This is a genomic window from Pseudomonas antarctica (genome assembly GCF_900624995.1).
Lineage (GTDB): Bacteria > Pseudomonadota > Gammaproteobacteria > Pseudomonadales > Pseudomonadaceae > Aquipseudomonas > Aquipseudomonas antarctica.
In genome coordinates, this window is sequence record NZ_UYXQ01000008.1 from 22,737 (window position 1) to 46,401 (window position 23,665).

The 23,665-nt window shown below is 61.0% G+C and carries 21 protein-coding genes; 12 read left to right on the top strand and 9 right to left on the bottom strand.

The window, feature by feature from the left end:
* Window positions 1–61: 61 nt before the first annotated feature.
* Window positions 62–1,249 (bottom strand): CynX/NimT family MFS transporter, encoded by a 1,188-nt coding sequence (locus E0F99_RS08130; protein ID WP_083355818.1) that lies wholly within the window; start codon window positions 1,247–1,249, stop codon window positions 62–64.
* Window positions 1,236–1,697, bottom strand: coding sequence for a nucleoside deaminase (locus E0F99_RS08135; RefSeq protein ID WP_083360331.1), 462 nt, complete (start codon window positions 1,695–1,697; stop codon window positions 1,236–1,238). The genes E0F99_RS08130 and E0F99_RS08135 overlap by 14 nt, the downstream gene beginning before the upstream one ends.
* Window positions 1,698–1,803: 106 nt before the next feature.
* Between E0F99_RS08135 and E0F99_RS08140 the strand changes: the two genes are divergently transcribed.
* The 8 genes from E0F99_RS08140 to E0F99_RS08175 all read left to right on the top strand — a co-directional run bounded on the left by E0F99_RS08140 (window position 1,804) and on the right by E0F99_RS08175 (window position 8,744).
* A complete protein-coding gene (locus E0F99_RS08140) occupies window positions 1,804–2,655 on the top strand; it encodes a LysR family transcriptional regulator (RefSeq protein ID WP_083355817.1) in 852 nt (283 codons plus the stop codon).
* A 195-nt stretch (window positions 2,656–2,850) separates the two neighbouring features.
* Window positions 2,851–3,432 (top strand): alpha/beta hydrolase, encoded by a 582-nt coding sequence (locus tag E0F99_RS08145; RefSeq protein WP_083355816.1) that lies wholly within the window; start codon window positions 2,851–2,853, stop codon window positions 3,430–3,432.
* Between the two features lie 49 nt (window positions 3,433–3,481).
* The gene (locus E0F99_RS08150) at window positions 3,482–4,405 is read left to right on the top strand and encodes a sigma 54-interacting transcriptional regulator (RefSeq protein ID WP_083355815.1); all 924 of its coding nucleotides are present in this window, start codon (window positions 3,482–3,484) and stop codon (window positions 4,403–4,405) included.
* Between the two features lie 125 nt (window positions 4,406–4,530).
* Window positions 4,531–5,313 (top strand): MetQ/NlpA family ABC transporter substrate-binding protein, encoded by a 783-nt coding sequence (locus E0F99_RS08155; RefSeq protein ID WP_083355814.1) that lies wholly within the window; start codon window positions 4,531–4,533, stop codon window positions 5,311–5,313.
* Between the two features lie 501 nt (window positions 5,314–5,814).
* Window positions 5,815–6,480 (top strand): amino acid ABC transporter permease, encoded by a 666-nt coding sequence (locus tag E0F99_RS08160; RefSeq protein ID WP_083355813.1) that lies wholly within the window; start codon window positions 5,815–5,817, stop codon window positions 6,478–6,480.
* Window positions 6,461–7,120: an amino acid ABC transporter permease gene (locus E0F99_RS08165; protein WP_083355812.1), complete on the top strand. Its 660-nt coding sequence runs from the start codon at window positions 6,461–6,463 to the stop codon at window positions 7,118–7,120. Before E0F99_RS08160 ends, E0F99_RS08165 begins: the two co-directional genes overlap by 20 nt.
* A complete protein-coding gene (locus E0F99_RS08170) occupies window positions 7,117–7,893 on the top strand; it encodes an amino acid ABC transporter ATP-binding protein (RefSeq protein ID WP_083355811.1) in 777 nt (258 codons plus the stop codon). Before E0F99_RS08165 ends, E0F99_RS08170 begins: the two co-directional genes overlap by 4 nt.
* Window positions 7,890–8,744 carry a transporter substrate-binding domain-containing protein gene (locus E0F99_RS08175; RefSeq protein WP_083355810.1) on the top strand — a complete coding sequence of 285 codons (855 nt, stop codon included), beginning with the start codon at window positions 7,890–7,892 and terminating at the stop codon, window positions 8,742–8,744. The genes E0F99_RS08170 and E0F99_RS08175 overlap by 4 nt, the downstream gene beginning before the upstream one ends.
* Window positions 8,745–8,835: 91 nt before the next feature.
* Here E0F99_RS08175 and E0F99_RS08180 read toward each other — a convergent pair whose 3' ends face one another.
* On the bottom strand, window positions 8,836–9,996 hold the full coding sequence (locus tag E0F99_RS08180; protein ID WP_083355809.1) for an AAA family ATPase: 1,161 nt from the start codon (window positions 9,994–9,996) through the stop codon (window positions 8,836–8,838).
* Between the two features lie 120 nt (window positions 9,997–10,116).
* On the opposite strand from E0F99_RS08180, the gene E0F99_RS08185 reads away from it, so the two are divergent.
* The 4 genes from E0F99_RS08185 to E0F99_RS08200 all read left to right on the top strand — a co-directional run bounded on the left by E0F99_RS08185 (window position 10,117) and on the right by E0F99_RS08200 (window position 17,626).
* Window positions 10,117–11,199: an efflux RND transporter periplasmic adaptor subunit gene (locus tag E0F99_RS08185; RefSeq protein WP_083355808.1), complete on the top strand. Its 1,083-nt coding sequence runs from the start codon at window positions 10,117–10,119 to the stop codon at window positions 11,197–11,199.
* Complete coding sequence (locus tag E0F99_RS08190) at window positions 11,196–12,266, top strand: efflux RND transporter periplasmic adaptor subunit (RefSeq protein WP_083355807.1); 1,071 nt, start codon at window positions 11,196–11,198, stop codon at window positions 12,264–12,266. The genes E0F99_RS08185 and E0F99_RS08190 overlap by 4 nt, the downstream gene beginning before the upstream one ends.
* A complete protein-coding gene (locus E0F99_RS08195) occupies window positions 12,263–15,316 on the top strand; it encodes an efflux RND transporter permease subunit (RefSeq protein ID WP_083355806.1) in 3,054 nt (1,017 codons plus the stop codon). Before E0F99_RS08190 ends, E0F99_RS08195 begins: the two co-directional genes overlap by 4 nt.
* A 114-nt stretch (window positions 15,317–15,430) precedes the next feature.
* Complete coding sequence (locus tag E0F99_RS08200) at window positions 15,431–17,626, top strand: glycoside hydrolase (RefSeq protein WP_083355805.1); 2,196 nt, start codon at window positions 15,431–15,433, stop codon at window positions 17,624–17,626.
* A 109-nt stretch (window positions 17,627–17,735) separates the two neighbouring features.
* On the opposite strand, the gene E0F99_RS08205 is transcribed toward E0F99_RS08200, so the two are convergent.
* From E0F99_RS08205 to E0F99_RS08230, 6 genes are all read right to left on the bottom strand, one after another.
* Window positions 17,736–18,362 (bottom strand): class I SAM-dependent methyltransferase, encoded by a 627-nt coding sequence (locus E0F99_RS08205; protein WP_083355804.1) that lies wholly within the window; start codon window positions 18,360–18,362, stop codon window positions 17,736–17,738.
* A gap of 39 nt (window positions 18,363–18,401) precedes the next feature.
* Window positions 18,402–19,046, bottom strand: coding sequence for a methionine ABC transporter permease (locus E0F99_RS08210; RefSeq protein WP_083355803.1), 645 nt, complete (start codon window positions 19,044–19,046; stop codon window positions 18,402–18,404).
* The gene (locus tag E0F99_RS08215) at window positions 19,036–20,151 is read right to left on the bottom strand and encodes a methionine ABC transporter ATP-binding protein (protein WP_083355802.1); all 1,116 of its coding nucleotides are present in this window, start codon (window positions 20,149–20,151) and stop codon (window positions 19,036–19,038) included. The genes E0F99_RS08210 and E0F99_RS08215 overlap by 11 nt, the downstream gene beginning before the upstream one ends.
* Entirely contained in the window at window positions 20,148–20,963 is an 816-nt protein-coding gene (locus E0F99_RS08220; protein WP_083355801.1) for a MetQ/NlpA family ABC transporter substrate-binding protein, read from the bottom strand. The genes E0F99_RS08215 and E0F99_RS08220 overlap by 4 nt, the downstream gene beginning before the upstream one ends.
* A gap of 145 nt (window positions 20,964–21,108) precedes the next feature.
* Window positions 21,109–22,461: an LLM class flavin-dependent oxidoreductase gene (locus E0F99_RS08225; protein WP_083355800.1), complete on the bottom strand. Its 1,353-nt coding sequence runs from the start codon at window positions 22,459–22,461 to the stop codon at window positions 21,109–21,111.
* Window positions 22,462–23,655, bottom strand: a complete 1,194-nt coding sequence (locus tag E0F99_RS08230; protein ID WP_083355799.1) for an SfnB family sulfur acquisition oxidoreductase — start codon at window positions 23,653–23,655, stop codon at window positions 22,462–22,464.
* Between the last annotated feature and the right edge of the window lie 10 nt (window positions 23,656–23,665).

A 23,665-nucleotide genomic window follows, 5' to 3' on the forward strand; every position in this document is an offset into this window, starting at 1 on the left:
TACTTCCCCCTGCCTACTAATCATCGGCCAAAATCACCAAAAAATGGGCAACCCGTGCACGTTAGGCGTGACCGGGCGCTACGACTTCTGACCCGGTGCGGTAGGTGGCCGGGCTGAACACCCGCGTCACCACCAGCATCGCCACTGCCGTGACCGTCAGCACCCCCCAGGCGCTGAAAAAGCTGCCGGTGAATTCGCGTAGCCAACCGGTCAGCCACGGCGAGACCGCGTTGATCAAAAAGCCCACGGCTTGCACGAAAGCCGCCAGTTGCCCGGCTTGGCGTGGGTCGCGGTGGTGGTCCAGGGTCAGCAGCAGGCTCAGGGCGAAACACGCGCCCAGGCCGAAGCCACACAACGCCACCCACACGTGCGGATACGCTTGCGGCGCAATGATCAGGCCGAGGTAGCCAATGGTCTGCGCCAACAGGCTGATGCTGAGCAGTGGGCGGCGGTCGATGCCGCGTTGCGCCAACACGGGCATCAACAGCGCGGCGATCACCTGGAAGATGGTCATGAAGGCCAGCAACGAACCGCTCGGCAACACGCCCCAGCCCAGCTGCTGATAGTACGCAGGCAGCCACGCCACCAGGCTCATGTAGCCGCAATTGACCAAACCGAAATACAGCGCCAGCAGCCAGGCGCGGCGATTGCGCAGGCCTTTGAAAACGGGGGCTGCTTGCAACTTTCTCGGCGCACCCAACGGCAGCCACGCCCATAACAACAATGCTCCCAGCGCTGGCAACAGCCACACGCCCAACCCCGCCTGCCATTGCTGGAAGTGCGCGGCCACTAGTGGGCTGAGCAGCGCGGCCAACCCGCCACCGGCCATCAACGACGCCGAATACACGCCCATCGCCACCGGCACACGGTGATGAAATTCACGCTTGATCATCGCCGGCACCAACGCCTGGATCAGCGCCACACCGGCGCCGCCGAGCAACGCGGTGACCAGCAGTGCCGACGCCTGGCCCATCACCCAGCGCGCCAGGCACGCGAGCAGAATCATCATCAGGCCCAGGGCAATGCCGCGACGTTCACCCAGGCGTGCTTCCACGCGCACGCCGACCAACGCCACCAGGCCCATGCACACCACCGGCAGGCTGGTGAGCAGGGCGCTGCTCTGGAAGCTCAGCCCGGTGGCCTGGCGAATTTCGCCGAGCAAGGGGCTGATGGAACTGAGGAGCGGTCGCAGGTTGAGGCCGAGCACCACCAGCAAGCCCCAGCCAGCGAGGGATTTATTCAGGGGCATGCAGAGATTTCCACTGCTGGTACAGCGCGGTCATGGCCGCGTCGGGCAGGTGCTGAATTGGCAGACGTTGCTCCGCCAGCGGCAGGCCGACTTGTTGACCAATCGCCGCAGTCGACAAGCCAAAAGGCTCGGCTGTTTCGTTGCTGGCGGCAAACACCACGCGTTCCACGCCACACAAGTACATGGCGCTCAGGCACATTGGGCAGGGCTGGCCGCTGGCGTAGATCACGCAGCCTTCCAGGCGCGCACCGACGTGTTGGCTTGCGGCGCGAATCGCCAGCAGTTCGGCATGGGCGGTGGGGTCTTGAGTCAGGTGGATCTCATTCACCGCTTCGACCAACACATCGCCGTTGCGCGTGACCACCGCACCAAATGGGCGGCCACCTTGGGCCACATTGGCGTGAGCCAGGGCGATAGCGCGTTGCAGGTGCTGATGATCAGCGGTCATGGAGAACCCTCTGGGCAGAATGAAAGATGAAGTATGGCCAGCTGCGTTAGTATTCTGAAATTAAATATAACCCTGTCAACCAGTGGCAAATGCAATGGTGAAGTGCATGTTCGATCCCGTGCTGTTACGCAGTTTTGTCGCCGTGGTGGACTGCGGCAATTTCACCCGCGCCGCCGAGCGCCTGCACGTGACTCAATCCACCGTGAGCCAGCAGATCCGGCGTTTGGAAGCGGCGGTGACGTGCCAGTTGCTCGATCGTGACCTGCGCCGCGTGGTGGCCACCGCCGAGGGCGAACGCCTGCTGGCGTATGCACGGCGCATCCTCGCGTTGCATGAAGAAGCCGCCGATGTATTGATCAACCAGCAAAGCGACGGTGTGCTGCGCCTCGGCGTGCCCGAGGACTTTGCCGCCGAACGTCTGATGCCGTTGCTTTCGGCGTTCGTGGTGGCCTACCCGCGTGTGCGCCTGGAAGTCACCAGCGGCCTCGGGCCGCAATTGCAGCGCCAATACCGCGCGGGCGAATTCGACGTGTTGCTGGTCAAGCAGATGGGCGACACCGATGACTGCGTGGCGTCGTGGCCGGAACCTTTGTGCTGGGTCGACAGCCGCTGCACGCCGTCCCTTGAGCGTGACCCACTGCCCTTGGTGGCGTTTCCGGTGGGCGGGTTGTATCGCAATGAAATGCTCCACCACCTGGAAGTGGGCGGCTGGCGTTGGCGCATCGGCTATTCTAGCGCCAGCCTGGCCAGTGTGTGTTCGGCAGTGGCGGCTGGGTTGGGGATCAGTCTGCTGCCACAGCGGGTGGTGCAGTCAGGCCATGTGGTGCTCGGCGATGACAGTGGTTTGCCTGGGGTGCAAGGCGTGCGCCTGGCGTTGTACGGACGCAGTGGTTTGGGCGCGGCGGGGCAGACGTTGCAGCAGCAATTGCTCGATTTATGCGCCAACAACCCATCGTAAAGTGCTTTTTTATGGTTTTGCCTGAGATTCAGGCTCTGGCGCGAATCTGGATGTGGAACAGAGCCCGCGCCCACATTGTGATCGTCGGCGTTAATGAGATTTTGGTTATTAATAAATAGCTTCTTATTCCTTAACGGATATAACCCGCGTCCCTATACTGACCAGCAACGCTAAATGCTGCAGGAGGGCACACCCATGCACAGCGAGTCGATTCGTTATCTGATCGTGCCGGGCTGGCAAGGATCGCCAGAAGACCATTGGCAAAGTCATTGGCAGAACAGCCTGCCCAACAGCGCGCGGGTGGAGCAGGCCGATTGGTTGACGCCACGTCGCGAAGACTGGGTGGCCGCATTGGCCGAGGCCATTGCCGCCGACAGCACGCCTGTGATCCTGATCGCCCATAGCCTGGGTTGCATCACCGTCGCCCATTGGGCGGCCACTGCTCCCGTGCATTTCCTGCGGCAGGTACGCGGCGCCTTGCTGGTGGCCCCGGCGGATGTCGAACGCCCGGCCTGCTCACCGGCTTTGCGCAATTTCGCGCCGATCCCGACCGACCTGTTGCCGTTTCCAAGCCAAGTGGTCAGTTCCGACAACGACAGTGCCGTCAGCGCCCCAAGGGCGGTGGAGCTGGCGCGTAAATGGGGGGCCGAGGCCGGGATTCTTTCCGGTGCCGGGCATATCAACGTGAAGTCCGGACACCAGCGCTGGGAGCAGGGTTTTGCCTACCTCTATCGCCTGCAAAACCGCCTTGAGCATCACGCCCGGCGCAGTGCCTAAATTCTTTTCGACGCCCCGTCCCTGAGTGGATTTGGGGCGGGAGCATGCCATGAGTCATGAATCCTTTGGCCAGCGACTGCTGACCTTCCCCGACGCCGAAAAAAGCCCGTTGAGCATCCGTGCCAAGGCACTGGTGTTTGTCGACCCGCGTTCGCGTCAACTGCGCGAAGCGTTGGAAAGCCTCGCACCGCGTGCCTTACCCGTGCTGATTCGTGGCGAGACCGGTAGTGGTAAAGAGCTGCTGGCGCGGCATATTCACCGTGGCAGCGACCGCAGCGGGTTATTTGTCTGCGTCAACTGCGGTGCGATCAGCCCGACCTACGCCGATGCCGAGTTGTTCGGCTACGCCGCAGGCAGCCACAGTGGCACGGCGAGCAGCCGGGCCGGGTGGTTTGGGTCAGCCAACGGCGGCACGTTGTACCTCGATGAGATCGGTGACTTGCCGTTGCCGATCCAAGTGAAATTGCTCGCCGCCCTGGAGAACCATGAGGTCACCCGTGTCGGCGCCCACCAGCCCAGCCCGGTGGATGTGCGGCTGGTCGCGGCTACCAGCATCGACCTGGCCCAGGCCGTGGCCGCCGGCAAGTTTCACGAGCGCTTGTTCCATTACTTGAGCGAAGGCCAACTCGACCTTCCGGCCCTGCGCGAGCGCGTCGGCGACATCCTGTCTTTGGCCGAATACTTCCTCGGCATTTACAGCCAGCGCCTTGACCTGCCGGTGCCGCTGATCAGCGACGCTGCCCAACGTGTGCTGGAACATCACCGTTGGCCGGGCAATACCCGTGAGCTGGAAAACGTTATTCACTTTGCGTTGCTGGTGAGCAGCGGCGATGAAATCCTGCCCGAGCATCTGAATCTGCCGACTGCGGGTTCGCCGCTTGCGCAGGTGCAGCGGATTTTCGCGAGTGCCAGCCTCGCAGAGCAGCAAACCTTGCTGAATTTCCTGCATGAACAAAATGGAATATCAACGTGAATAAAAGATATTGTTCGGGAATAAAAAATCTAGGTATTGTCCGCTCCACGCCTCGATAGCACTTCGCTGGTACACCACAACAAACGGTCGTCAGAGACGCCCCGGAATTTCGATAAGGACACTGCATGAAAAAGGTTCTGTTGTTTACCGCACTGGCGGCTGCTCTGACTGCAAGCTTCGCCCAGGCCAACGAGAAACTGGTCGTTGCCGCCACCCCGATCCCGCACGCCGAGATCCTTGAGCTGGTCAAACCGACCTTGGCCAAAGAAGGTGTGGACCTGGAGATCAAAGTCTTCACCGACTATGTACAACCCAACACACAGGTTGCCGAAAAACGCCTGGACGCCAACTACTTCCAAACCCTGCCGTACCTGGAAAACTTCAACAAGGGCAAGGGCACCAACCTGGTCACTGTCATTGGCGTGCACGTTGAGCCCATCGGCGGCTACTCGAAGAAGATCAAGAATATTTCCGAGCTCAAAGAGGGCGCCACCGTGGCCATCCCGAACGAAGGCTCTAACAGTGGTCGCGCCCTGTTGTTGCTGCAAAAGAACGGTCTGATTACGCTCAAAGACCCGACCAATGCACTGTCCACGCCGAAAGACATCGTTTCCAACCCCAAACACCTGAAATTCAAAGAGCTGGAATCCGCCTTGCTGCCACGCGTGCTGGACCAGGTTGACCTGGACGTGATCAACACCAACTACGCCCTGGAAGCTGGCTTGAACCCGGCGAAAGACGCGCTGATCATCGAAGATGCCAAGTCGCCTTACGTGAACTTCCTGGTCGCTCGCCCTGACAACAAGGACAGCGACGCTATCCAGAAACTGGCCAAGGCGCTGACCAGCCCGCAAGTTAAAGCCTTCATCGAGAAGAAGTACAACGGCGCGGTAGTGCCAGCGTTCTGATGTAAGCCAAACCCCCTTCAAGGTTTGAACGCCGACGGCTTCTACAGCGTCGGCGTTTTTTTATTGGCCTGCCAATACGATCAAAAACTGTGGGGGCTGGCTTGCCTGCGATAGCGGTCTGTCAGTTACAGATGCTCTGTCTGATACACCGCATTCGCGAGCAAGCCCGCTCCCACATTGGACCTCCAGCGTTTCAGGGCACGCGGCTATTGATCGCCCTGCGCAGCGCCACCAACCACTTCACCAGCTCCTGCGGATCCAGCGGTTTCGCTTCGTTCATTGCTCATTCCCTCGAAAAAACAGCTTTCCTGCGACCCCAAGACCATAGCTGTGACCGGCCAAACCCGCGAATCTGGCGGTTATCTTTTTGCGTGATATCAATATGCTATTTAGGTATTTAAATTTTGCTTTTTATACCTTTAAGGTTTGCGCTACCCGACGTTACCCACGCCGGAACGGACAGCGCTCGCCGCATCACCCTTGCGGCGTCATGGACTCAAGATGACCTTCGATTTCGCTTTTATCCTCAGCACCTTGCCGACGTTTCTCAGCGCCGTGGGGGTGACGCTGCAAGTGTGCCTGATCGCTATTGCCACCTCCCTGGTGGTGGCGTTAATCAACGCCGCGCTGCTGGTGTTTCGTACGCCGTACCTGTCGCGCCTGGTGGCGCTGTATGTGGAGCTGGCACGTAACACGCCGCTGCTGATCCAACTGTTCTTCGTGTATTTCGCCTTGCCGGCCCTGGGTTTTAATATCTCCGGGTTTTGGGCGGCGATCATCACCCTGACCTTCCTTGGCGGCGCCTACCTCACCGAAGTGCTGCGCGCCGGTGTGGAAGCGGTGCCGCTGGCGCAGATCGAGTCGGGCAAGTCCATCGGCCTGTCCGACTGGCAACTGCTGCGCCATGTGATCCTGCCCCAGGCCGGCATCCTCAGCCTGCCGGCGTTGTTCGCCAATTTCATTTTCCTGCTCAAGGAGACCACGGTGGTCTCGGCTGTTGCGGTGCCAGAGATTCTCTACACCACCAAGAGTTACATCGCGCTCTACTACAAAACTTACGAAATGCTCGCCGTGCTGACGCTGATTTGCGTGCTGTTGTTCTTGCCGCTGTCGCTGCTGCTCAGCCGCCTGGAAAGGAGGCTCCAGCATGGCCAGTTCGGGTCTTGAGTTGTTGTGGGTGTCGTTGCCGCAGTTGGGCAAGGGCGCTGTGCAAACCCTGTCGATCTCGTTTTTGAGCATCGCGTTCAGTACGGTTGGCGGTGTGTTGTATGGCGTATTACGCACCCTGAATAACAAGGTGATCAACGGCGTGCTGCGGGTTTACCTGGAACTGTTCCGGGCGATTCCGGTGCTGGTGTGGTTGTACCTGCTGTTTTTCGGCCTGCCGATTTTCTTTGGCCTGAGCATCCCGAGCTTCTGGTGCGCAGTGCTGGTGCTGGCGTTGTGGGGCGCCAGCGAGGTGGGCGAAGTGGTCCGTGGTGCGCTGCATTCGCTGCCGCGTGGTCAGCGCGAAGCGGGGTTGTCGATTGGTTTGGCAGGTCCCCAGCTGTACGGCTACGTGCTGTTGCCCCAAGCCCTCAAGCGCATGACGCCGCCGACCATCAACGTTTACACGCGCATCATCAAGACCAGCTCCCTGGCGGTGCTGATCGGCGTGGTGGATGTGATCAAGGTCGGCCAGCAAATCATCGAGCGCACCTATGAGTCGGTACTGATCTACGGCGTGCTGTTCCTGTTTTTCTTCTTTATCTGCTACCCGTTGTCGGCCGCCTCCAAGGTGCTGGAGCGGCGCTGGGCCCAAGCATGAGCGCATTGATCGAGTTTCAGGGTTTCAACAAATTCTTCGGCGAGCAGCAGGTGCTCAACGCCATCGACCTGAGGGTACAAAGCGGCGAAGTGGTGGTGATCCTTGGCCCCAGCGGCTGCGGCAAAAGCACTTTGTTGCGCTGCCTAAACGGCCTTGAAGTGGCGCACAGCGGTAGCCTGCGCTTTGCCGGCAAGGAACTGTTGGACAAACACACGGACTGGCGCCAAGTGCGCCAGGACGTAGGCATGGTGTTTCAAAGCTACCACCTGTTCCCGCACATGAGCGTGCTCGACAACCTCCTGCTTGGCCCGCTGAAAGTGCAAAAACGCGACCCGCGCGAAGCCCGCGAGCAGGCAGAAAAACTGCTGGAGCGCGTGGGCCTGGCCGACAAGCGCGATGCCTATCCGCGTCAGCTTTCCGGTGGTCAGCAACAACGCATCGCCATCGTCCGCTCACTGTGCATGAACCCGCAAGTGATGCTGTTTGATGAAGTCACCGCCGCCCTCGACCCGGAGAGGGTCAAGGAGGTGCTGGAGGTGATCCAGGGCCTGGCCCGCGATGGCATGACCTTGCTGATCGTCACCCACGAAATGGCCTTCGCCCGCGCCGTCGCCGACCGCGTGGTGTTTATGGAGGCCGGTCGCATCCTCGAACACAACACCCCCGAAGCATTCTTTACGAACCCGCAAACCGCACGCGCGCAGCAGTTCCTGGAGAAGTTCTCGTTTGTTTCAACACTGCCCAAGAAGACCAAGGAACTGGAGTTGATATGAAAAAGTTACTGCTGCAACTGTTTGCCGTCGCTTTACTGGCCGGCTGCGATAAAAAGGCCGAAGAGCCCGCAAAACCAGCGGCTGGCGCCGCGAGTTACATCGACAAGATCAAGGCGCGCGACAAGCTGATTGTCGGCGTATTCACCGACAAGCCGCCGTTCGGCTTTGTGAACGAAGCCGGTCGTTACGTCGGCTTCGATACGGATATCGGCCGTCAATTCGCCAAGGATTTGTTGGGTGATGAGAACAAGGTCGAGTTCGTCGCCGTCGAGCCCGCCAGCCGTATTCCCTTCCTGCAAAGCGACAAGGTCGACCTGATCCTCGCCAACATGACCGTGACGCCGCAGCGCAAGGAAGCGGTGGACTTCACCCACCCCAACCTGAAAGTCGCGGTGCAAGCCCTGGTACCACAGAACAGCGCCGTGAAAAGCCTGGACGACCTGGCCACGCGTACCACCATTGTCACCATCGGTACTACGGCGGATATCTGGCTGACCAAGAACCACCCGGACTGGAAACTGCTGAAGTTCGAGAAAAACTCCGAGTCACTGCAAGCGTTGTCGGCCGGTCGTGGTGATGCGTATGCACAGGACAACCTAGTGCTGTTCAGCTGGGCCAAGCAGAACCCGGGCTACCGCGTGCTGGAGGAGAAGCTCGGTGATGAAGCGCCGATTGCACCGGCGGTGAAGAAGGGCAACATCGAACTGCGTGACTGGGTGAATGCCGAGTTGGCGAAGTTGGGTGAGGAGAAGTTCCTGCTCAAGCTCTACGACCAATATGTGCGTAAAGAACTGAGCGATGACACCAAGCCTGAAAGCGTGATTGTCGAGGGCGGTAAGTGGCAGGGCTGATGATCGTTCCCACGCAGAGCGTGGGGACGATCTTCAAAATCAAAATGTGGGAGCGGGCTTGCTCGCGAAGAGGCCAGTGCAGTCACTGCACCTATTCCGGCCAATGCCACGCCGGCGCGTCCAACATCCCTTGCCCCACTATCCGCGTCTCGCCCATCACCTTCTCCAGCACAATCGAATTACACCCCTCATCCTGCTGCAACGCAGCAATCAACCGGCTGGCATGCGACACCACCCACACCTGGCAGCTATTCGACGCCTGGATGATCAAGCGCGCCAACGCGGGCAACAGATCAGGATGCAGGCTGGTTTCCGGCTCGTTCAGCACCATCATGGTCGGCGGCCGTGGCGTCAGCAGCGCTGCGACCAGCAGCAGATAACGCAAGGTGCCGTCTGACAATTCCGCGGCCGACAGTGGCCGCAGCAAACCTTCCTGATAAAACTCAATGGCAAAACGCCCGCCCTGCAACGGCTCGATGTTCAGCCGCGCACCTGGGAATGCATCGCTTACTGCACGCTGCAAGGCCTCGGGGTCGCCAATCTCGCGAATGGTCTGCAGCGCTGCCGCCAAATCCCGTCCATCGTGATGCAACACCGGCGTGCGTGTACCCAATTGTGGCTGGCGCACCGGCGCATCTGCATCGCTGCGAAAGTGGTCATAAAAACGCCAGCCGCGAATGCTTTCGCGCAGCAGCAACACCTCCGGCGAGCCGCGCAGGCTGCCGACTTGGTCGAACAGGCTGTGATAGTTGGGTGTGTGTTGCGCCAGTACATCCCAGGCACGGCCTTCGCGGGCGCGCACCATCGGCCCCGAGCGCTGTACCAACAGGCTGGCGGGGCGGTAAATGTGGCCGGCCCAGATACATTCCTTTTTCACTTCCGGGTCTAGGGAAAAATACGACAGGGTCTTTTCCGGCAAGCCCAGGGAAATGGCATAGCTGAAATCTTCCCCGGCAAAGCCCAGGCGTAGGCGTTTGACGCCTTGGCGTACGATGGGTTCTACCGGCACCTCGCCGTTGCGCATGCGCCGGCTGATGGTTTCCGGCCCGGCCCAGAATGTCGAATCCAGCCCGCCTTCACGGGCCAGTGCATTGATCACCCCGCCTTGAGCGGTTTCGGCCAGCAGGCGCAAGGCACGGTACAAGTTGGACTTGCCACTGCCATTGGGGCCGGTGACCAGGTTCAGCCGGTCCAGCGGCACCACCAATTTATTGATCGAGCGGTAGTTGGCCACCGCGAGGGTTTTCAGCATGGGTATTCAGTCGATGTGGGAACCATTGGAGTATGGGAGCCTCCATGCAGATAAGGAACCCTGATCTAAGCTCACAGTCGCATACAAACTGGCACATCGCGTCACGCAAAAGGAGCCTGCATGGGCGGTCGCACTTCGAGAATTGTACTCAGCCTTGGCCTGTTGGCGCTGCTGAGCGGCTGTGGTCAGGAAAAGACTCAACCCAAGGCGCATTCACGGGTATTTGTGCAGACCGTGCAGTCGGCAGATTTTGCTGCGGCGGTCACGCTGACCGGTGACATCCAGGCCCGTGTGCAGACCGATTTGTCCTTTCGCGTGGGCGGCAAGATCATCCAGCGCATGGTCGACGTGGGCGACCGCGTGGCTGCCAAGCAAGTGCTGGCCAAACTTGATCCCAAAGATTTGCAGACCCGCGTCGATTCCGCCCAGGCCCAGGTCGTGGCCGAACAGGCGCGGGTCAAGCAGACTGCCGCCGCCTTCGTGCGCCAGGAAAAGCTCCTGCCCAAGGGCTACACCAGTCGCAGCGAATACGACGCCGCCCAGGCCGCGCTGCGCAGCAGTCAAAGTGCCCTGGCGGCGGCGCAAGCCCAACTGGCCAACGCCCGCGAGCAACTGGGCTATAGCGCGTTGATCGCCGATGCGCCCGGCGTGATTACCGCCCGCCAGGCCGAGGTCGGCCAGGTGGTGCAGGCCACTGTGCCGATTTTCAGCCTGGCCCGTGACGGTGAGCGCGATGCGGTGTTCAACGTGTATGAGTCGCTGTTGGTGGAACCGCCGCCTGACGCGCCGATCACGGTCAGCCTGGTGGATAACCCGAGCATCAAGGTCCAGGGCAAGGTCCGCGAAGTCACCCCAGCCGTCGCAGCCGATACCGGCACCGTGCAAGTCAAGATTGCTTTGCAGGCGCTGCCCAAAGGCATGCAGCTGGGTTCGGTGGTGAGCGCCACTGCGAATGGCCCGGCCAAGGCCAGTATCGAGCTGCCCTGGTCTGCGTTGACCAAAGACCTCAACGAGCCCGCTGTGTGGCTGGTCGATGACGACGGCAAGGCGCAACTGCACAAGGTCACTGTGGCGCGTTACCTGACCGGCAAAGTGATCATTGGTGAGGGCCTTAAAGGCGGCGAAAAAGTCGTGGTGGCCGGCGGGCAATTGTTGCACCCCGGCATGCTTGTCGAGATCGCCCAGCCAGGAGCCCAGCCATGAAGCGCCTGACGGCTCTACTCGCCACCAGCCTGTTGCTGGTCGCCTGCTCCAAGCAAGAGCCGCCGCCCGAACCGGTGCGCCCGGTGTTATCGATGCAGGTCAAAGCCGAAGACCAGGAAAATCTCGGCCGCTTCGCCGGTACGATCCAGGCCCGTTATGAAAGCAATTTGGGTTTTCGCGTGCCCGGCCGTATTGCCCGTCGCGCCGTGGATGTCGGTGCCGAGGTGGAGAAGGGCGCCTTGCTCGCCGTTCTCGACCCCACCGACCAGCAGAACCAGTTGCGCGCCGCCCAAGGCGACCTCGCCCGTGTGCAGGCGCAATTTATCAATGCCCAGGCCAACGCCCGCCGCCAACAGGCGTTGTTCAACCGTGGCGTCGGCGCCCAGGCCCAGTTGGACGTGGCTCAGACCGACCTTAAAACCACCCAGGCCACCCTCGATCAGGCCAAGGCCTCGGTCAACCAGGCCAAAGACCAGCTCAATTACGCCGAACTGCACACTGACCACGCCGGTATCGTCACTGCCTGGAATGCCGAGGCTGGCCAGGTGGTCAGCGCCGGCCAGCAGGTGGTGACGCTGGCGCGCCCGGATATTAAGGAAGCAGTCATCGACTTGCCGGCGGGTCTCGCCCAGCGCTTGCCAGCCGATGTGGTGTTTCTGGTCGCCGGGCAACTCGACCCGAGCGTCAACACCACCGCCCTGGTGCGCGAGATCGAGCCCCAGGCCCAAAGCGCCACGCGTACCCGCCGCGCACGCCTGACCCTGGCCGAGACGCCGCCTGCGTTTCGCCTGGGAACCGCGATCAGCGTGACCTTGAGTACTGCCATTGCGCCACGTATCGAAGTGCCCGTCAGCGCTTTGCAGGACGTCGACGGCAAAACCCGCATCTGGCTGCTCGACACCCAACGCCAGACCGTGCAACCACGCGACGTCACCGTGATCAGCCGCGACGCCGCCAGCGCCTTGCTCAATGGCGGCGTTAAACCCGGCGAGCGCATCGTCACCGCCGGTGTGAACAGCCTGAAACCCGGGCAAAAAGTCAAAATCGACGAGGACAGCCCGCGATGAAAGGGAGCTTCAACTTATCCGACTGGGCCCTCAAGCATCAGTCCTTCGTCTGGTACCTGATGTTCGTCGCGCTGCTGATGGGCGTGTTCTCCTACATGAACCTTGGCCGTGAGGAAGACCCGTCGTTCACCATCAAGACCATGGTGATCCAGACCCGCTGGCCCGGCGCGACCCAGGAAGAAACCCTTAAGCAGGTCACCGACCGCATCGAGAAAAAACTCGAAGAGCTCGACGCCCTCGACTACGTGAAAAGCTACACGCGACCAGGTGAGTCCACGGTGTTCGTGTTCCTCAAGGACACCACCAGCGCCAAGGCCATCCCGGATATCTGGTACCAGGTGCGCAAGAAGATTGACGATATTCGCGGTACTTTCCCTCAGGGTTTGCAGGGGCCGTCGTTCAACGATGAGTTCGGTGACGTGTTCGGTTCGGTGTATGCCTTTACCGGCGACGGCCTGTCGATGCGCCAGTTGCGCGATTACGTGGAGCAGGTGCGTGCCGAGATCCGTTCGGTGCCGGGGTTGGGCAAGGTCGAGATGATCGGCCAGCAGGACGAAGTGATTTACCTGAATTTCTCCACGCGCAAACTCGCGGCACTGGGGATTGATCAGCGCCAGATCGTGCAAAGCCTGCAATCACAGAACGCCGTGACCCCCGCCGGGGTGATCGAGGCTGGGCCGGAGCGAATTTCCGTGCGCACCTCGGGGCAGTTCGCCTCGGAGAAGGACTTGGCGGACGTTAACCTGCGGCTCAATGACCGTTTCTACCGTTTGGCGGACATTGCCGACATCAGCCGTGGCTATGTCGACCCGGCGCGGCCGATGTTGCGCTTTAACGGCCAGCCGGCGATCGGCTTGGCTATCGCCATGCAGAAGGGCGGTAATATCCAGTCGTTCGGCAAGGCCCTGCACACGCGCATGGATGAGCTGACCGCCGACCTGCCAGTAGGCGTTGGTGTGCACAAAGTCTCCGATCAGGCGGAAGTGGTCGAAGAGGCTGTCGGCGGCTTTACCAGCGCATTGTTTGAAGCGGTCATCATCGTCTTGGTGGTGAGCTTTATCAGCCTCGGCATGCGCGCCGGGTTGGTGGTAGCGTGCTCGATCCCGTTGGTGCTGGCGCTGGTGTTCGTGTTCATGGAGTACAGCGGTATCACCATGCAGCGGGTGTCGCTGGGCGCGTTGATCATCGCCCTTGGCCTGCTGGTGGACGATGCGATGATCACCGTGGAGATGATGATCACGCGCCTGGAAAAAGGCGAAACCAAGGAGCAGGCGGCGACGTACGCCTACACCTCGACCGCCTTCCCGATGCTCACCGGCACCTTGGTCACGGTGGCCGGCTTTGTGCCGATCGGCCTCAATGCCAGTTCGGCGGGCGAGTACACCTTCACCCTGTTTGCGGTGATTGCCGTGGCGATGCTGGTGTCGTGGGTGGTGGCAGTGCTGTTTGCGCCGGTGATTGGCGTGCATATTCTCAGTGCCAATGTGAAACCGCACAACGCCGAGCCAGGCCGGATCGGCCGCGCGTTCAATGGCGGCATGCTGTGGGCCATGCGCAACCGCTGGTGGGCCATCGGCATCACCGTGGGCCTGTTCGTGGCGTCGGTGTTCTCCATGCAGTTTGTGCAGAACCAGTTTTTCCCGTCGTCGGACCGCCCGGAAATCCTCGTCGACCTCAACCTGCCGCAAAACGCCTCGATCAACGAAACGCGCAAGGCCGTCGACCGCCTCGAAGCGATCATCAAGGACGACCCGGACATTGCCCGCTGGAGCACCTATATCGGCCAGGGCGCGATTCGTTTCTACCTGCCCCTCGACCAGCAATTGGAAAACCCGTATTACGCGCAGTTGGTCATCGTCAGCAAAGGCCTGGAAGAACGCGGCGCCTTGATTGCGCGCCTGCAAAAGCGCCTGCGTGATGACTTTGTCGGCATCTCCAGTTATGTGCAGCCGCTGGAAATGGGCCCACCGGTAGGCCGGCCCATTCAGTACCGGGTCTCCGGTAAAGACATTGACCAGGTGCGCAAACACGCCATCGAGCTGGCAACCTTGCTGGATCAGAACACCCACTTGGGCGAGATCATCTACGACTGGAACGAGCCGGGCAAAGTGCTGCGCGTGGACATCGCCCAGGACAAGGCGCGGCAACTGGGGCTGTCGTCGGAAGACGTAGCACAGTTGATGAACAGCGTGGTCAGCGGCGCCTCGGTCACCCAGGTGCACGACGATATTTACCTGATCAACGTGGTCGGCCGCGCCGAAGATGCCGAACGCGGCACGCCGGAAACCTTGCAGAACCTGCAGATCGTCACACCCAACGGCACCTCGATTCCACTGCTGGCCTTCGCCACCGTGCGCTATGAGCTTGAACAGCCGTTGGTATGGCGCCGCGACCGCAAGCCGACGATCACGATCAAGGCATCGGTGCGCGATGAGATGCAGCCCACCGACCTGGTCAAACAGCTGGCGCCGACGATCGACAAATTCAGCGCCGGTTTGCCGGTGGGTTACAAGGTCGCCACTGGCGGTACCGTGGAAGAAAGCGGCAAGGCCCAGGGCCCGATTGCCAAGGTAGTGCCGTTGATGCTGTTCTTGATGGCCACCTTCCTGATGATCCAACTGCACAGCGTGCAGAAGATGTTCCTGGTGGCGAGTGTTGCGCCGCTCGGCCTGATCGGTGTGGTGCTGGCGCTGATTCCCACGGGCACGCCCATGGGGTTTGTGGCGATCCTCGGCATCCTTGCGCTGATCGGCATCATCATCCGCAACTCGGTGATTCTGGTGACGCAGATCGATGCCTACGAACGCGACGGCTACACACCGTGGGATGCGGTGGTGCAAGCTACTGAGCACCGACGCCGACCAATCCTGCTGACCGCTGCGGCGGCGAGCCTGGGCATGATCCCGATTGCGCGGGAAGTGTTCTGGGGGCCGATGGCTTACGCGATGATTGGCGGCATTATTATCGCCACGTTGCTGACGTTGCTGTTCCTGCCGGCGCTTTATGTGGCGTGGTACAAGATTCGCGAGCCGCAAAAACATCAGGCCTGACCATCGGGCCTTCCTGCGAGGGTGTAGGAAGGCTCCCGGAAACACTTTCCCTACATTCAACTGGCGATAAGTGCTTTACCCTCCGGGGCTGATCTTGTTTGAAAGGCCCGTGTCATGCGCCACCTCTGGTTGGTTTTTACTGTCTTGCTGTCTCCGCTGGCCCTCGCCGACACTGTGCTGGAAAACGCCTTGTGGCGGGTCGAACTCGACCCCGCCACGTTGGCGCTGCGCGTTACGCCGGCGGGTGAGGCTTCGGTGCAGGCGTCCAGCGGCGTTGCGGCGCATGTTGTCAGCGATATGCAGGCAGAGGCTGAACAGGCCACCTGGCAATGGGACAGCGGCGCCTATCGTCTGACGGCTCGCCTTGAGCAGCGCGACCTTGCCTTGAGCATCAGCGCGCGTGAGCCGGGTGAGTTGCCCTTGCTGCGCCAACCCGCTGAGGCCATGGGCCAAGGGTTGATCTGGCCCCTGGCCGAAGGGCACTACGTGCCGGCGGGTAACCCCGTATGGCGCGCGTTTTTGCTGGAGCAGGGCGAGGTCAATACCACACAGGATCTGAGCCTGCCGTTATGGGGTATGGATCACGGGCGCTTCACGCTGAGCTGGTTGCTGACCAACCCCTATAACAACCGCCTGTTGTGGCAAGCCGACGGAAAAGGCCTGGCGCTGCTGGCATCCCATGCATTCACGGCGCTGGAACCCAGCGCGCCGATGACCCTGCGCCTGCACTTGGGCGACGTCGACCCGTTGGCCGGGGCCAAACGCTATCGCCAATGGCTGGTAGAGCAGGGGCGTTATGAACCGCTGACGGACAAGCTGCGGCAAACGCCTGAAGCGCAAAAGCTGCTGGGTGCCAGTCATGCCTATCTGTGGGGTAATGACCTGTTGGGGGCAGATGATGTGCGTGACTGGCCGCTATTGGTGAAACGGCTGCGCGACCACGAACTCAAGGGCTTGCTGGGCAAAGAGGCCACGCAAGTGCTGACGCAGCCTCGTGCGTTGGACCGCTATCAACAGACGGTGCTGTTGCGTGGCCTCAACGGGGCGATCAACAAAAAGGCGCGGCAGACCTGGCAGGCTACCGACGAGCCGAACATGCTCAAGCTTGCTGATGGCTATGGCGTACTCCGGCGCGACTTGGCCAAAGCGTTTGCCGGTGCCTTGAGTGACCGCCCTGAAACCTGGGGCAGCACCCTCTCGGCCAAGACCATAAAGTCGCTGCAAGAGGCGGGGCTCTCACGTCTGCTGCTGACCTTGGGCGAAGGTTGGGAAGGCGGCCTCTGGCACCCCGAAGCGATTCAGGCGGGCGTCAACGCCGGTTACCTCATGGCACCTTACGATTCCTATGAAACGGCGTTATCCACCACCGAAAACCCGGACTGGACCACCGCTCACCTGGGCAGCAAGGCTTACCGCGACTGTGCCATCGTGTTGAAGGACGGCAAGCTCAAGACCGGCTTCCAGCAATCGGGCCACTACACCGATCCGCGCTGCGTCCGGCCTCTGCTGGAAGCCCGGGTGAAAGCCGTGCACGCCAAGGCAGGTTTCAACGCGTGGTTTCTCGATGCCTACGCCACCAGCATGGTCTTCGACAGCTATCGTAGCGGCACCCCAATGACCCAGGCGCAAAACGCCGACGGCAATATCGATGCGTCTCGCTGGATCAACACCGCGCTCAAGCTGCCCGCAGGCTCCGAAGACGGCAACGCAATCACGGCCCAGGGCATCCTGTTCGCCCATGGGATGCAGACACCCGTGATCGGCTGGGGTGACCAGTCGATGACTCAGGACAAGCAGTCGCCCTATTACGTGGGCAATTGGTACCCGCCGGAGCAACCGGCGGTGTTCTTCAAGTCCGTGCCGTTGAAGGAGCTGTTTCGTACGGTGTATTTCGAGCCGACGATGCGTTTGCCGTTGTATCAGGCGGTGTTCCATGGTTCGGTCATCACCACCCACCACTGGCTGTTCGATAGCCTCAAGCTAAGCAATGTGCAGGCTGAAAACGAGCTAACTCAATTGCTGTACAACGTGCCGCCGCTGTATCACCTGAGCGCGGCGACGCTTAAGGAGCGGCTGCCGGTGATCCAGCGTCAGGACCGGTTTTTTCGGCCATTGCATCAGCGCTTGGCGACTCAGGCGATGACCGACTTCCGCTGGCTGACGGCGGACAAGCAGGTGCAGCAGACCACGTTTGCCGATGGCACGCGGTTAGTGGCAAATTTTGCTGCTGAGGAGAACCAGGGCTATGCCGCACGCAGTGTGACGGCACTGGTGGTGGGGGAAAAGCCGGTGGTGTATCAGGTGCAGTAGCGCTGCCGGTCAAACCGCTGTCGCAGGCAAGCCAGCTCCCACGGGGGAATGAATTTCAAAATGTGGGAGCGGGCTTGCTCGCGAAGGCGTCAGCCCCGGCAACAAAAATCTATAATTTGCGCCACACGCTCGCCAGCCAAGGCTGCTGTTCCCGTGGCAACCCGGCTGGCCGGTAATAATGTTCCAGCTCCACAAACCCGGCCGCCGTCAGCAAACCCAGCCATGCCTCCAGGTCGTGGTAAGACCCGTACCGAGGCCCATTCCAGCCTTCCTGGTTTTCACCGCGTGGGTTGGAGCTGAACAGCACGCCGCCCTGTTTCAAGGCGCCATGCAGCTGTTTGAGAATGCGCGGCAATTCCTGCTTGGGAATATGAAACAACACCGCATTGGCAAACACCCCATCAAATCGCCCGGCAGGCAAATCCAGCTTCAGGAAATCCTGTTGCAACACCTCACAACCACTGTCTTCGCGGGCCATCTGCGCAAAGCGCTCGGACCCGTCGAGCCCAACAGCGATATGCCCCATGCGCGTAAAGGTCTGCAAATCCCGCCCCGGCCCGCAGCCGAAATCCAGCACGGTAAACGGTGCTGCACCTTGGATATGCCGCAGCAAGGCGTCGATGTTCTGGCTCACATCGTGATCGCGGGTGCCTTCACGGAAGTCCTCGGCCACCTGGTTGTAGTGGCCGAGCGTGGTGGACGTGATCTGGTCGAGGTCGTCGGGCTTAAGGGTCATGACAGGGAATACCGTGCACTGAGATAGCCCGACTATACCTCACCGCTTGTTGAGCACCCGCGCCAACCGATCCCCGCCCAACTGAATCACCGCCACCAGAATCACCAGCAGCACGATCACGGTGAGCATGATCTGCGTATCAAAGCGTTGATAGCCATAGCGATAAGCGATGTCGCCCAGACCGCCCGCGCCAATCGCCCCCGCCATGGCCGATGAGTTGATCAGGGTCACCAGCGTAATCGTGAACCCGCCGACGATCCCCGGCAGCGCTTCCGGCAACAGCACGTGCCAGATGATGTGCCAGCGACGGCAGCCCATGGCCTGTGCGGCTTCGATCAGGCCGTGGTCGACCTCGCGCAGGCTCACTTCGGCGATCCGCGCAAAGAACGGCGTGGCGGCGATGGTCAGCGGCACCACGGCCGCCCATACACCATAGGTGGTGCCGACGATCAGCCGGGTAAATGGAATCAGCGCCACCATCAGAATCAAAAACGGAATGGAGCGGAACAGGTTGACGAACGCCCCCAGCACGCGGTTCAGCGCCGGTGCCTGGTAGATACCGCCCTTGTCGCTGGTGACCAGGAACACCGCCAGCGGAATGCCCACCAGCAACGCGATCAACGAAGACACGCCGACCATCAACAAGGTGTCGATGGCGCCCTGCAATAAACGCTCAAACCCCATAGCCCAGCACCTCCACCTGTTGCGCCCAGCGCGCGGCGCGATTGCGCAGTTCTTCGGCATTGTGGGGTGAGCCATTCACCGCCAGCAGCAATTGACCCAATGCATGCCCTTGTATCCGTTCCACACCGCCTTGCAGCAAACGTACACGCCCGCCGAGGGCGCTGAACAGCGCGGCCAGGTCGGGCTCCTCGGTGGCGCTGCCGGTGAACTGCAAACGCAATACCAGCGCCGCGTCGGCGCAGGTCTGGGTGAGTTGCAGGCGGCTTTGCAGTTCTTCCGGCAGCCCGTGTTGCAGTGGCGCCAGCAGGGTTTTACTGACCTCGTGCTGTGGGTTGCCGAACACGTGCCACACCGGGCCTTGCTCGACGATGCGCCCGTGTTCAAGCACCACGACGCGGTCGCAGATTTCGCGAATCACCGCCATCTCATGGGTGATCAACACGATGGTCAGGCCCAGGCGCTGGTTGATCTCGCGCAGCAGGCCGAGAATCGACTGCGTGGTCTCCGGGTCGAGCGCCGAGGTGGCTTCGTCGCACAGCAGAATCTGCGGGTCGTGCACCAGCGAGCGGGCAATACCCACGCGCTGTTTTTGCCCACCGGAGAGCTGCGCCGGGTAGGCCTTGTGCTTGTCCTTGAGGCCCACCAGTTCCAGCAGCTCGCGTACCTTTTGCTCGCGTTGCAGCGTGGGCACGCCGGCAACTTTCAGTGGCAACTCGACGTTCTGCCAAACCGTTTTGGCCGACATCAGGTTGAAGTGCTGGAAGATCATGCCGATGCGCCGACGCAGCGCCACCAGATGGTCTTCGTCGTATTGGCCGATGTCCACCTGATCGATCAACACCCGCCCGCTGCTCGGTTGCTCCAGGCGGTTGATGGTGCGAATCAGCGACGATTTACCGGCGCCGCTGCGGCCGATGATGCCGAACACTTCACCGCGTTGGATCGCCAGGTCAATGCCTTGCAGGGCATTCACGCTGCCGTCATAGGTTTTGCCCAGGTTGATAAAACGCACATGGGCGCGGTTCAGGTCCGGGTGCAGTTCGGTCTGCTCGGCGCTCCTGGGCGGTAAACCCAGGTCGTGCAGTTGAGTGTTGGCGGCAGTCATTTTTTATCTTCCCAGCCCACTTGGTAGAGCTTGCCGAGGGATTTATCCAGGGCCGCACGCACCACCGGCGAGTGCTGGTAGATGTCGACGAACTTGGTCACGCGTGGGTCGGTTTTGCTCTTTGGCTGGATCACGAACTGGATCACGTATTCCGGGTGATCGAGGCCGTCGAACAGCAGCGCCGACTCGGCATCGAAGGTCTTGGACAGGCGGATATACGCCGGGTAGCCCTGCACCAGGTCGGCATCGTCGTAGGCGCGCACCAGTTGCACGGCTTCCACTTGCAGGATCTTGATTTTCTTCGGGTTGGCGACGATGTCTTCTTCGGTGGCCTTGTAACCCACGCCCGGCTTGAGCGTAATCAACCCGGCCTTGGCCAGCAGTTGCAGGCCACGACCGCTGTTGATCGGGTCGTTGGCAATCGCCACGCTGGCGCCTTGGGGCAAGTCGTTGAAGCTTTTGTATTTCTTCGAATACAGCCCGACGTTATTGATGATCCCCGACGCGTACGGCACCAAGTCAAAACCGGCGGCGGCCTTGGCGTTCTCCAGGAACGGGATGTGCTGGAAGTAATTCACGTCGATGTCGCCGGCGGCCAGGCTGACGTTGGGCGCGATCCAGTCGGTGAATTCCACCAGCTCGACCTTCAGGCCCTGCTTGCCGGCCTCGGCGACGGCGGCTTCCAGCGGAATCGCGAAGGCGGCGGTGGTACCGACTTTTAACGGTGCATCGGCGGCAAACACTGCCGAGCTGAATAAACCGAGGGCCAGGGCCAGTGCTTTGACTGGGTGGGTGAGCAGTGTCTTTTTCATAATCGGTTTCCAGTCATAAGGTAGTTGGGCCAGCGATGAAGATCCAATGTGTGTGCGGGCTTGCTCGCGAATGCGGTGTGTCAGCAAACGAATTCGGTGACTGGCACACCGCATTCGCGAGCAAGCCCGCTCCCACATTTTTTGATTAGTGACGGTAGTTAGAACCGGTGTGTTGTTCGGGTAAGCGAGCGGAGCCATGGAACACTTTTTCGCGCAGCGTTCCCTGCTCGTAAGCGGTCTTGTAGGACCCGCGCCTCTGCAACTCGGGCACTACCAGGTCGATAAAGTCCACATAGCTTTCCGGCGTCACAATGCGCGTCAGGTTGAAGCCATCCAGCCCTGTCTCACTGATCCACGATTCCAGCTCATCAGCGACCTGCTCCGTCGAGCCGACCAAGGTGATGTAGCGCCCGCCGAGGGCGTGCTGCTCGAGCAAAGTGCGCCGGGTCCAATCGTTGTTTTGCAGGTTCTTGGTGGCCGACTGGATCGCGTTGCTCTTCACGTACTGGATCGGTTCGTCCAGTTCGTATTGGGCAAAATCAATCGCCGTCGACGCCGAAAAATGCGCCACGCCGGCCTCCGGGCTGGCGTAGCTCAGGTACTCGGCATGCTTGGCCCAAGCCGACTCTTCTGTGGCGCCAACGATCACGTTGAGGCCCATGAACACCTTGACGTCATCCGGGTTACGCCCAGCCTCGACCGCACTGGCGCGGACCTTGTCCACCTGGACCTTGGTCGCCGCCTTGTTCTGCCCGCTGATAAACACGCACTCGGCATGCCGTCCGGCGAACAGCAAACCGCGATCCGAACTGCCGGCCTGGAACAGCACCGGCGTGCGCTGCGGTGATGGCTCGCAGAGGTGATAACCCTCGACTTGATAGAACTCGCCTCGGTGCTCAACTTTGTGCACCTTGCCTGGCTGCGCATAGACCCGTTGCTGCGGATCGTTGATCACCGCATCGTCTTCCCAGCTGCCTTCCCAGAGTTTGTACAGCACCGCCAGGTACTCATCGGCCTGGTCGTAACGCCGGTCATGCTCGACCTGTTCGGCTAGGCCCATGGCCTTGGCGGCGCTGTCGAGGTAGCCGGTGACGATGTTCCAGCCGACGCGGCCACGGCTCAAATGGTCGAGGGTGGACATGCGTCGGGCGAACAGATAAGGCGGCTCGTAGGTAAGGTTGGCGGTGAGGCCGAAGCCGAGGTTTTTGGTCACGGCTGCCATGGCCGAGACCAGCAGCAGTGGGTCGTTGACGGGCAGTTGGATCGACTCTTTGAGCGGCACGTCGATGGCGTTCTGGTACACGTCGTACACGCCGACGATGTCGGCGATGAACAAACCGTCGAACAGCCCGCGCTCGAGGGTTTGCGCCAGTTCGGTCCAGTACTCGACGGTTTTGTAGTGCGTTGATGTGTCGCGTGGATGCGTCCACAGGCCATGGTTGATATGCCCGATGCAGTTCATGTTGAAGGCATTGAGCAGGATTTTTTTCTTCGCCATTTAAAGGGTCCCCCGCAGTGGCGGGTTTTCATCGTTGAGGTAGTAATTGCCCACAGCAAAGTACTTCCAGCGCACCGGGTCGTGCAGGGTGTGTACACGGGCGTTACGCCAATGGCGGTCGAGGCCGTGTTCGGCCAAGGTCGCCTGGCTGCCAGCCAGCTCAAACAAGGTGCTGCCAGCGGCCAGGGAAATTTCGGTGCTCAGGGCACGCACTTCGGCGACGGCGATGGAGGCTGCCGCAACGGTCTGCGCATTACTGTCGGCCTGGGCGCGGTCGAGGAACTCGCCGGAGCGTTCCAGCAACGCTTGCGCCGCGTGCAGGCGAATGCTCAGGTGGCCGAAGCTTTTCAGGGTCAGCGGGTCTTCAGTGGCCTTGTCGTTGCCGGAATCGATCCATGGGCGGGTCTTGGTGCGCACAAAGTGCAGCGCATCTTCAAAGGCCGCGCGGGCGATGCCGATGTCGATGGCGGCGTGAAGGATCTGCGCCAGCGGGCCTACCGTGGTCGGGCGCTCGAAGGCGCTCTGGAATGGAATCACGTCTTGCGCTGTGACCCACACATTGTCGAACACCACCGAACCGCTGCCGGTGGTGCGTTGGCCGAAGCCGCTCCAGTCGTCAATCACCGTCAGGCCTTCGCTGTCGCGGGGCACAAACGCCAGTTGCTGCACGCCATGCTCATCCACCACCGACGTCGGGATGCGTTGCGCGTAGATGGCGCCGGTGGCGTAGAACTTGCGGCCGGTGATGCGAAAACCGTCACCGTCGCGGGTGAGTGTGGTCACTCGCTCGTGAGCGGTTTTGGTGCCCAGCTCCGCTAAGGCGTTGCCGAAACGTTGACCTGCCAGCACTTCGGCATACAGGCGTTTTTGCTGCGCCGGGCTGCCATTCACGCGCAGCACTTGCAGGGCGTAGAAGTGGTTTTGCGGGATCTGGCCCAGCGACGCATCCGCCTGGGCAATCAGCGCAAAGACCTTGGCCAGGGTGACGTTGGACACACCGGCACCGCCGTGTTCCTTCGGCACGCTGATGCCCCACAGGCCGGAGCGCGAAAACACGTCCAGCTCGGGCAGCGGCAGGCGGCGTTCACGGTCGCGCTGGGCGCTGTCGCGGCGCAAATCATCGGCCAGGTCGCTGGCGACAATGAGGGCTTGTTCGTCGCTGGTGATGACCGCGACGTTAGGGGAAAAAGTCATCAGTTTCTCC

Coding starts and splice junctions, on each gene's coding strand:
- E0F99_RS08215 (WP_083355802.1), bottom strand. CDS start 20,151: ATGACTGCCGCCAACACTCAACTGCACGACCTGGGTTTACCGCCCAGG.
- E0F99_RS08200 (WP_083355805.1), top strand. CDS start 15,431: ATGCGCCACCTCTGGTTGGTTTTTACTGTCTTGCTGTCTCCGCTGGCC.
- E0F99_RS08150 (WP_083355815.1), top strand. CDS start 3,482: ATGAGTCATGAATCCTTTGGCCAGCGACTGCTGACCTTCCCCGACGCC.
- E0F99_RS08135 (WP_083360331.1), bottom strand. CDS start 1,697: ATGACCGCTGATCATCAGCACCTGCAACGCGCTATCGCCCTGGCTCAC.
- E0F99_RS08175 (WP_083355810.1), top strand. CDS start 7,890: ATGAAAAAGTTACTGCTGCAACTGTTTGCCGTCGCTTTACTGGCCGGC.
- E0F99_RS08160 (WP_083355813.1), top strand. CDS start 5,815: ATGACCTTCGATTTCGCTTTTATCCTCAGCACCTTGCCGACGTTTCTC.
- E0F99_RS08205 (WP_083355804.1), bottom strand. CDS start 18,362: ATGACCCTTAAGCCCGACGACCTCGACCAGATCACGTCCACCACGCTC.
- E0F99_RS08185 (WP_083355808.1), top strand. CDS start 10,117: ATGGGCGGTCGCACTTCGAGAATTGTACTCAGCCTTGGCCTGTTGGCG.
- E0F99_RS08210 (WP_083355803.1), bottom strand. CDS start 19,046: ATGGGGTTTGAGCGTTTATTGCAGGGCGCCATCGACACCTTGTTGATG.
- E0F99_RS08195 (WP_083355806.1), top strand. CDS start 12,263: ATGAAAGGGAGCTTCAACTTATCCGACTGGGCCCTCAAGCATCAGTCC.
- E0F99_RS08220 (WP_083355801.1), bottom strand. CDS start 20,963: ATGAAAAAGACACTGCTCACCCACCCAGTCAAAGCACTGGCCCTGGCC.
- E0F99_RS08170 (WP_083355811.1), top strand. CDS start 7,117: ATGAGCGCATTGATCGAGTTTCAGGGTTTCAACAAATTCTTCGGCGAG.
- E0F99_RS08180 (WP_083355809.1), bottom strand. CDS start 9,996: ATGCTGAAAACCCTCGCGGTGGCCAACTACCGCTCGATCAATAAATTG.
- E0F99_RS08225 (WP_083355800.1), bottom strand. CDS start 22,461: ATGGCGAAGAAAAAAATCCTGCTCAATGCCTTCAACATGAACTGCATC.
- E0F99_RS08130 (WP_083355818.1), bottom strand. CDS start 1,249: ATGCCCCTGAATAAATCCCTCGCTGGCTGGGGCTTGCTGGTGGTGCTC.
- E0F99_RS08145 (WP_083355816.1), top strand. CDS start 2,851: ATGCACAGCGAGTCGATTCGTTATCTGATCGTGCCGGGCTGGCAAGGA.
- E0F99_RS08190 (WP_083355807.1), top strand. CDS start 11,196: ATGAAGCGCCTGACGGCTCTACTCGCCACCAGCCTGTTGCTGGTCGCC.
- E0F99_RS08140 (WP_083355817.1), top strand. CDS start 1,804: ATGTTCGATCCCGTGCTGTTACGCAGTTTTGTCGCCGTGGTGGACTGC.
- E0F99_RS08165 (WP_083355812.1), top strand. CDS start 6,461: ATGGCCAGTTCGGGTCTTGAGTTGTTGTGGGTGTCGTTGCCGCAGTTG.
- E0F99_RS08230 (WP_083355799.1), bottom strand. CDS start 23,655: ATGACTTTTTCCCCTAACGTCGCGGTCATCACCAGCGACGAACAAGCC.
- E0F99_RS08155 (WP_083355814.1), top strand. CDS start 4,531: ATGAAAAAGGTTCTGTTGTTTACCGCACTGGCGGCTGCTCTGACTGCA.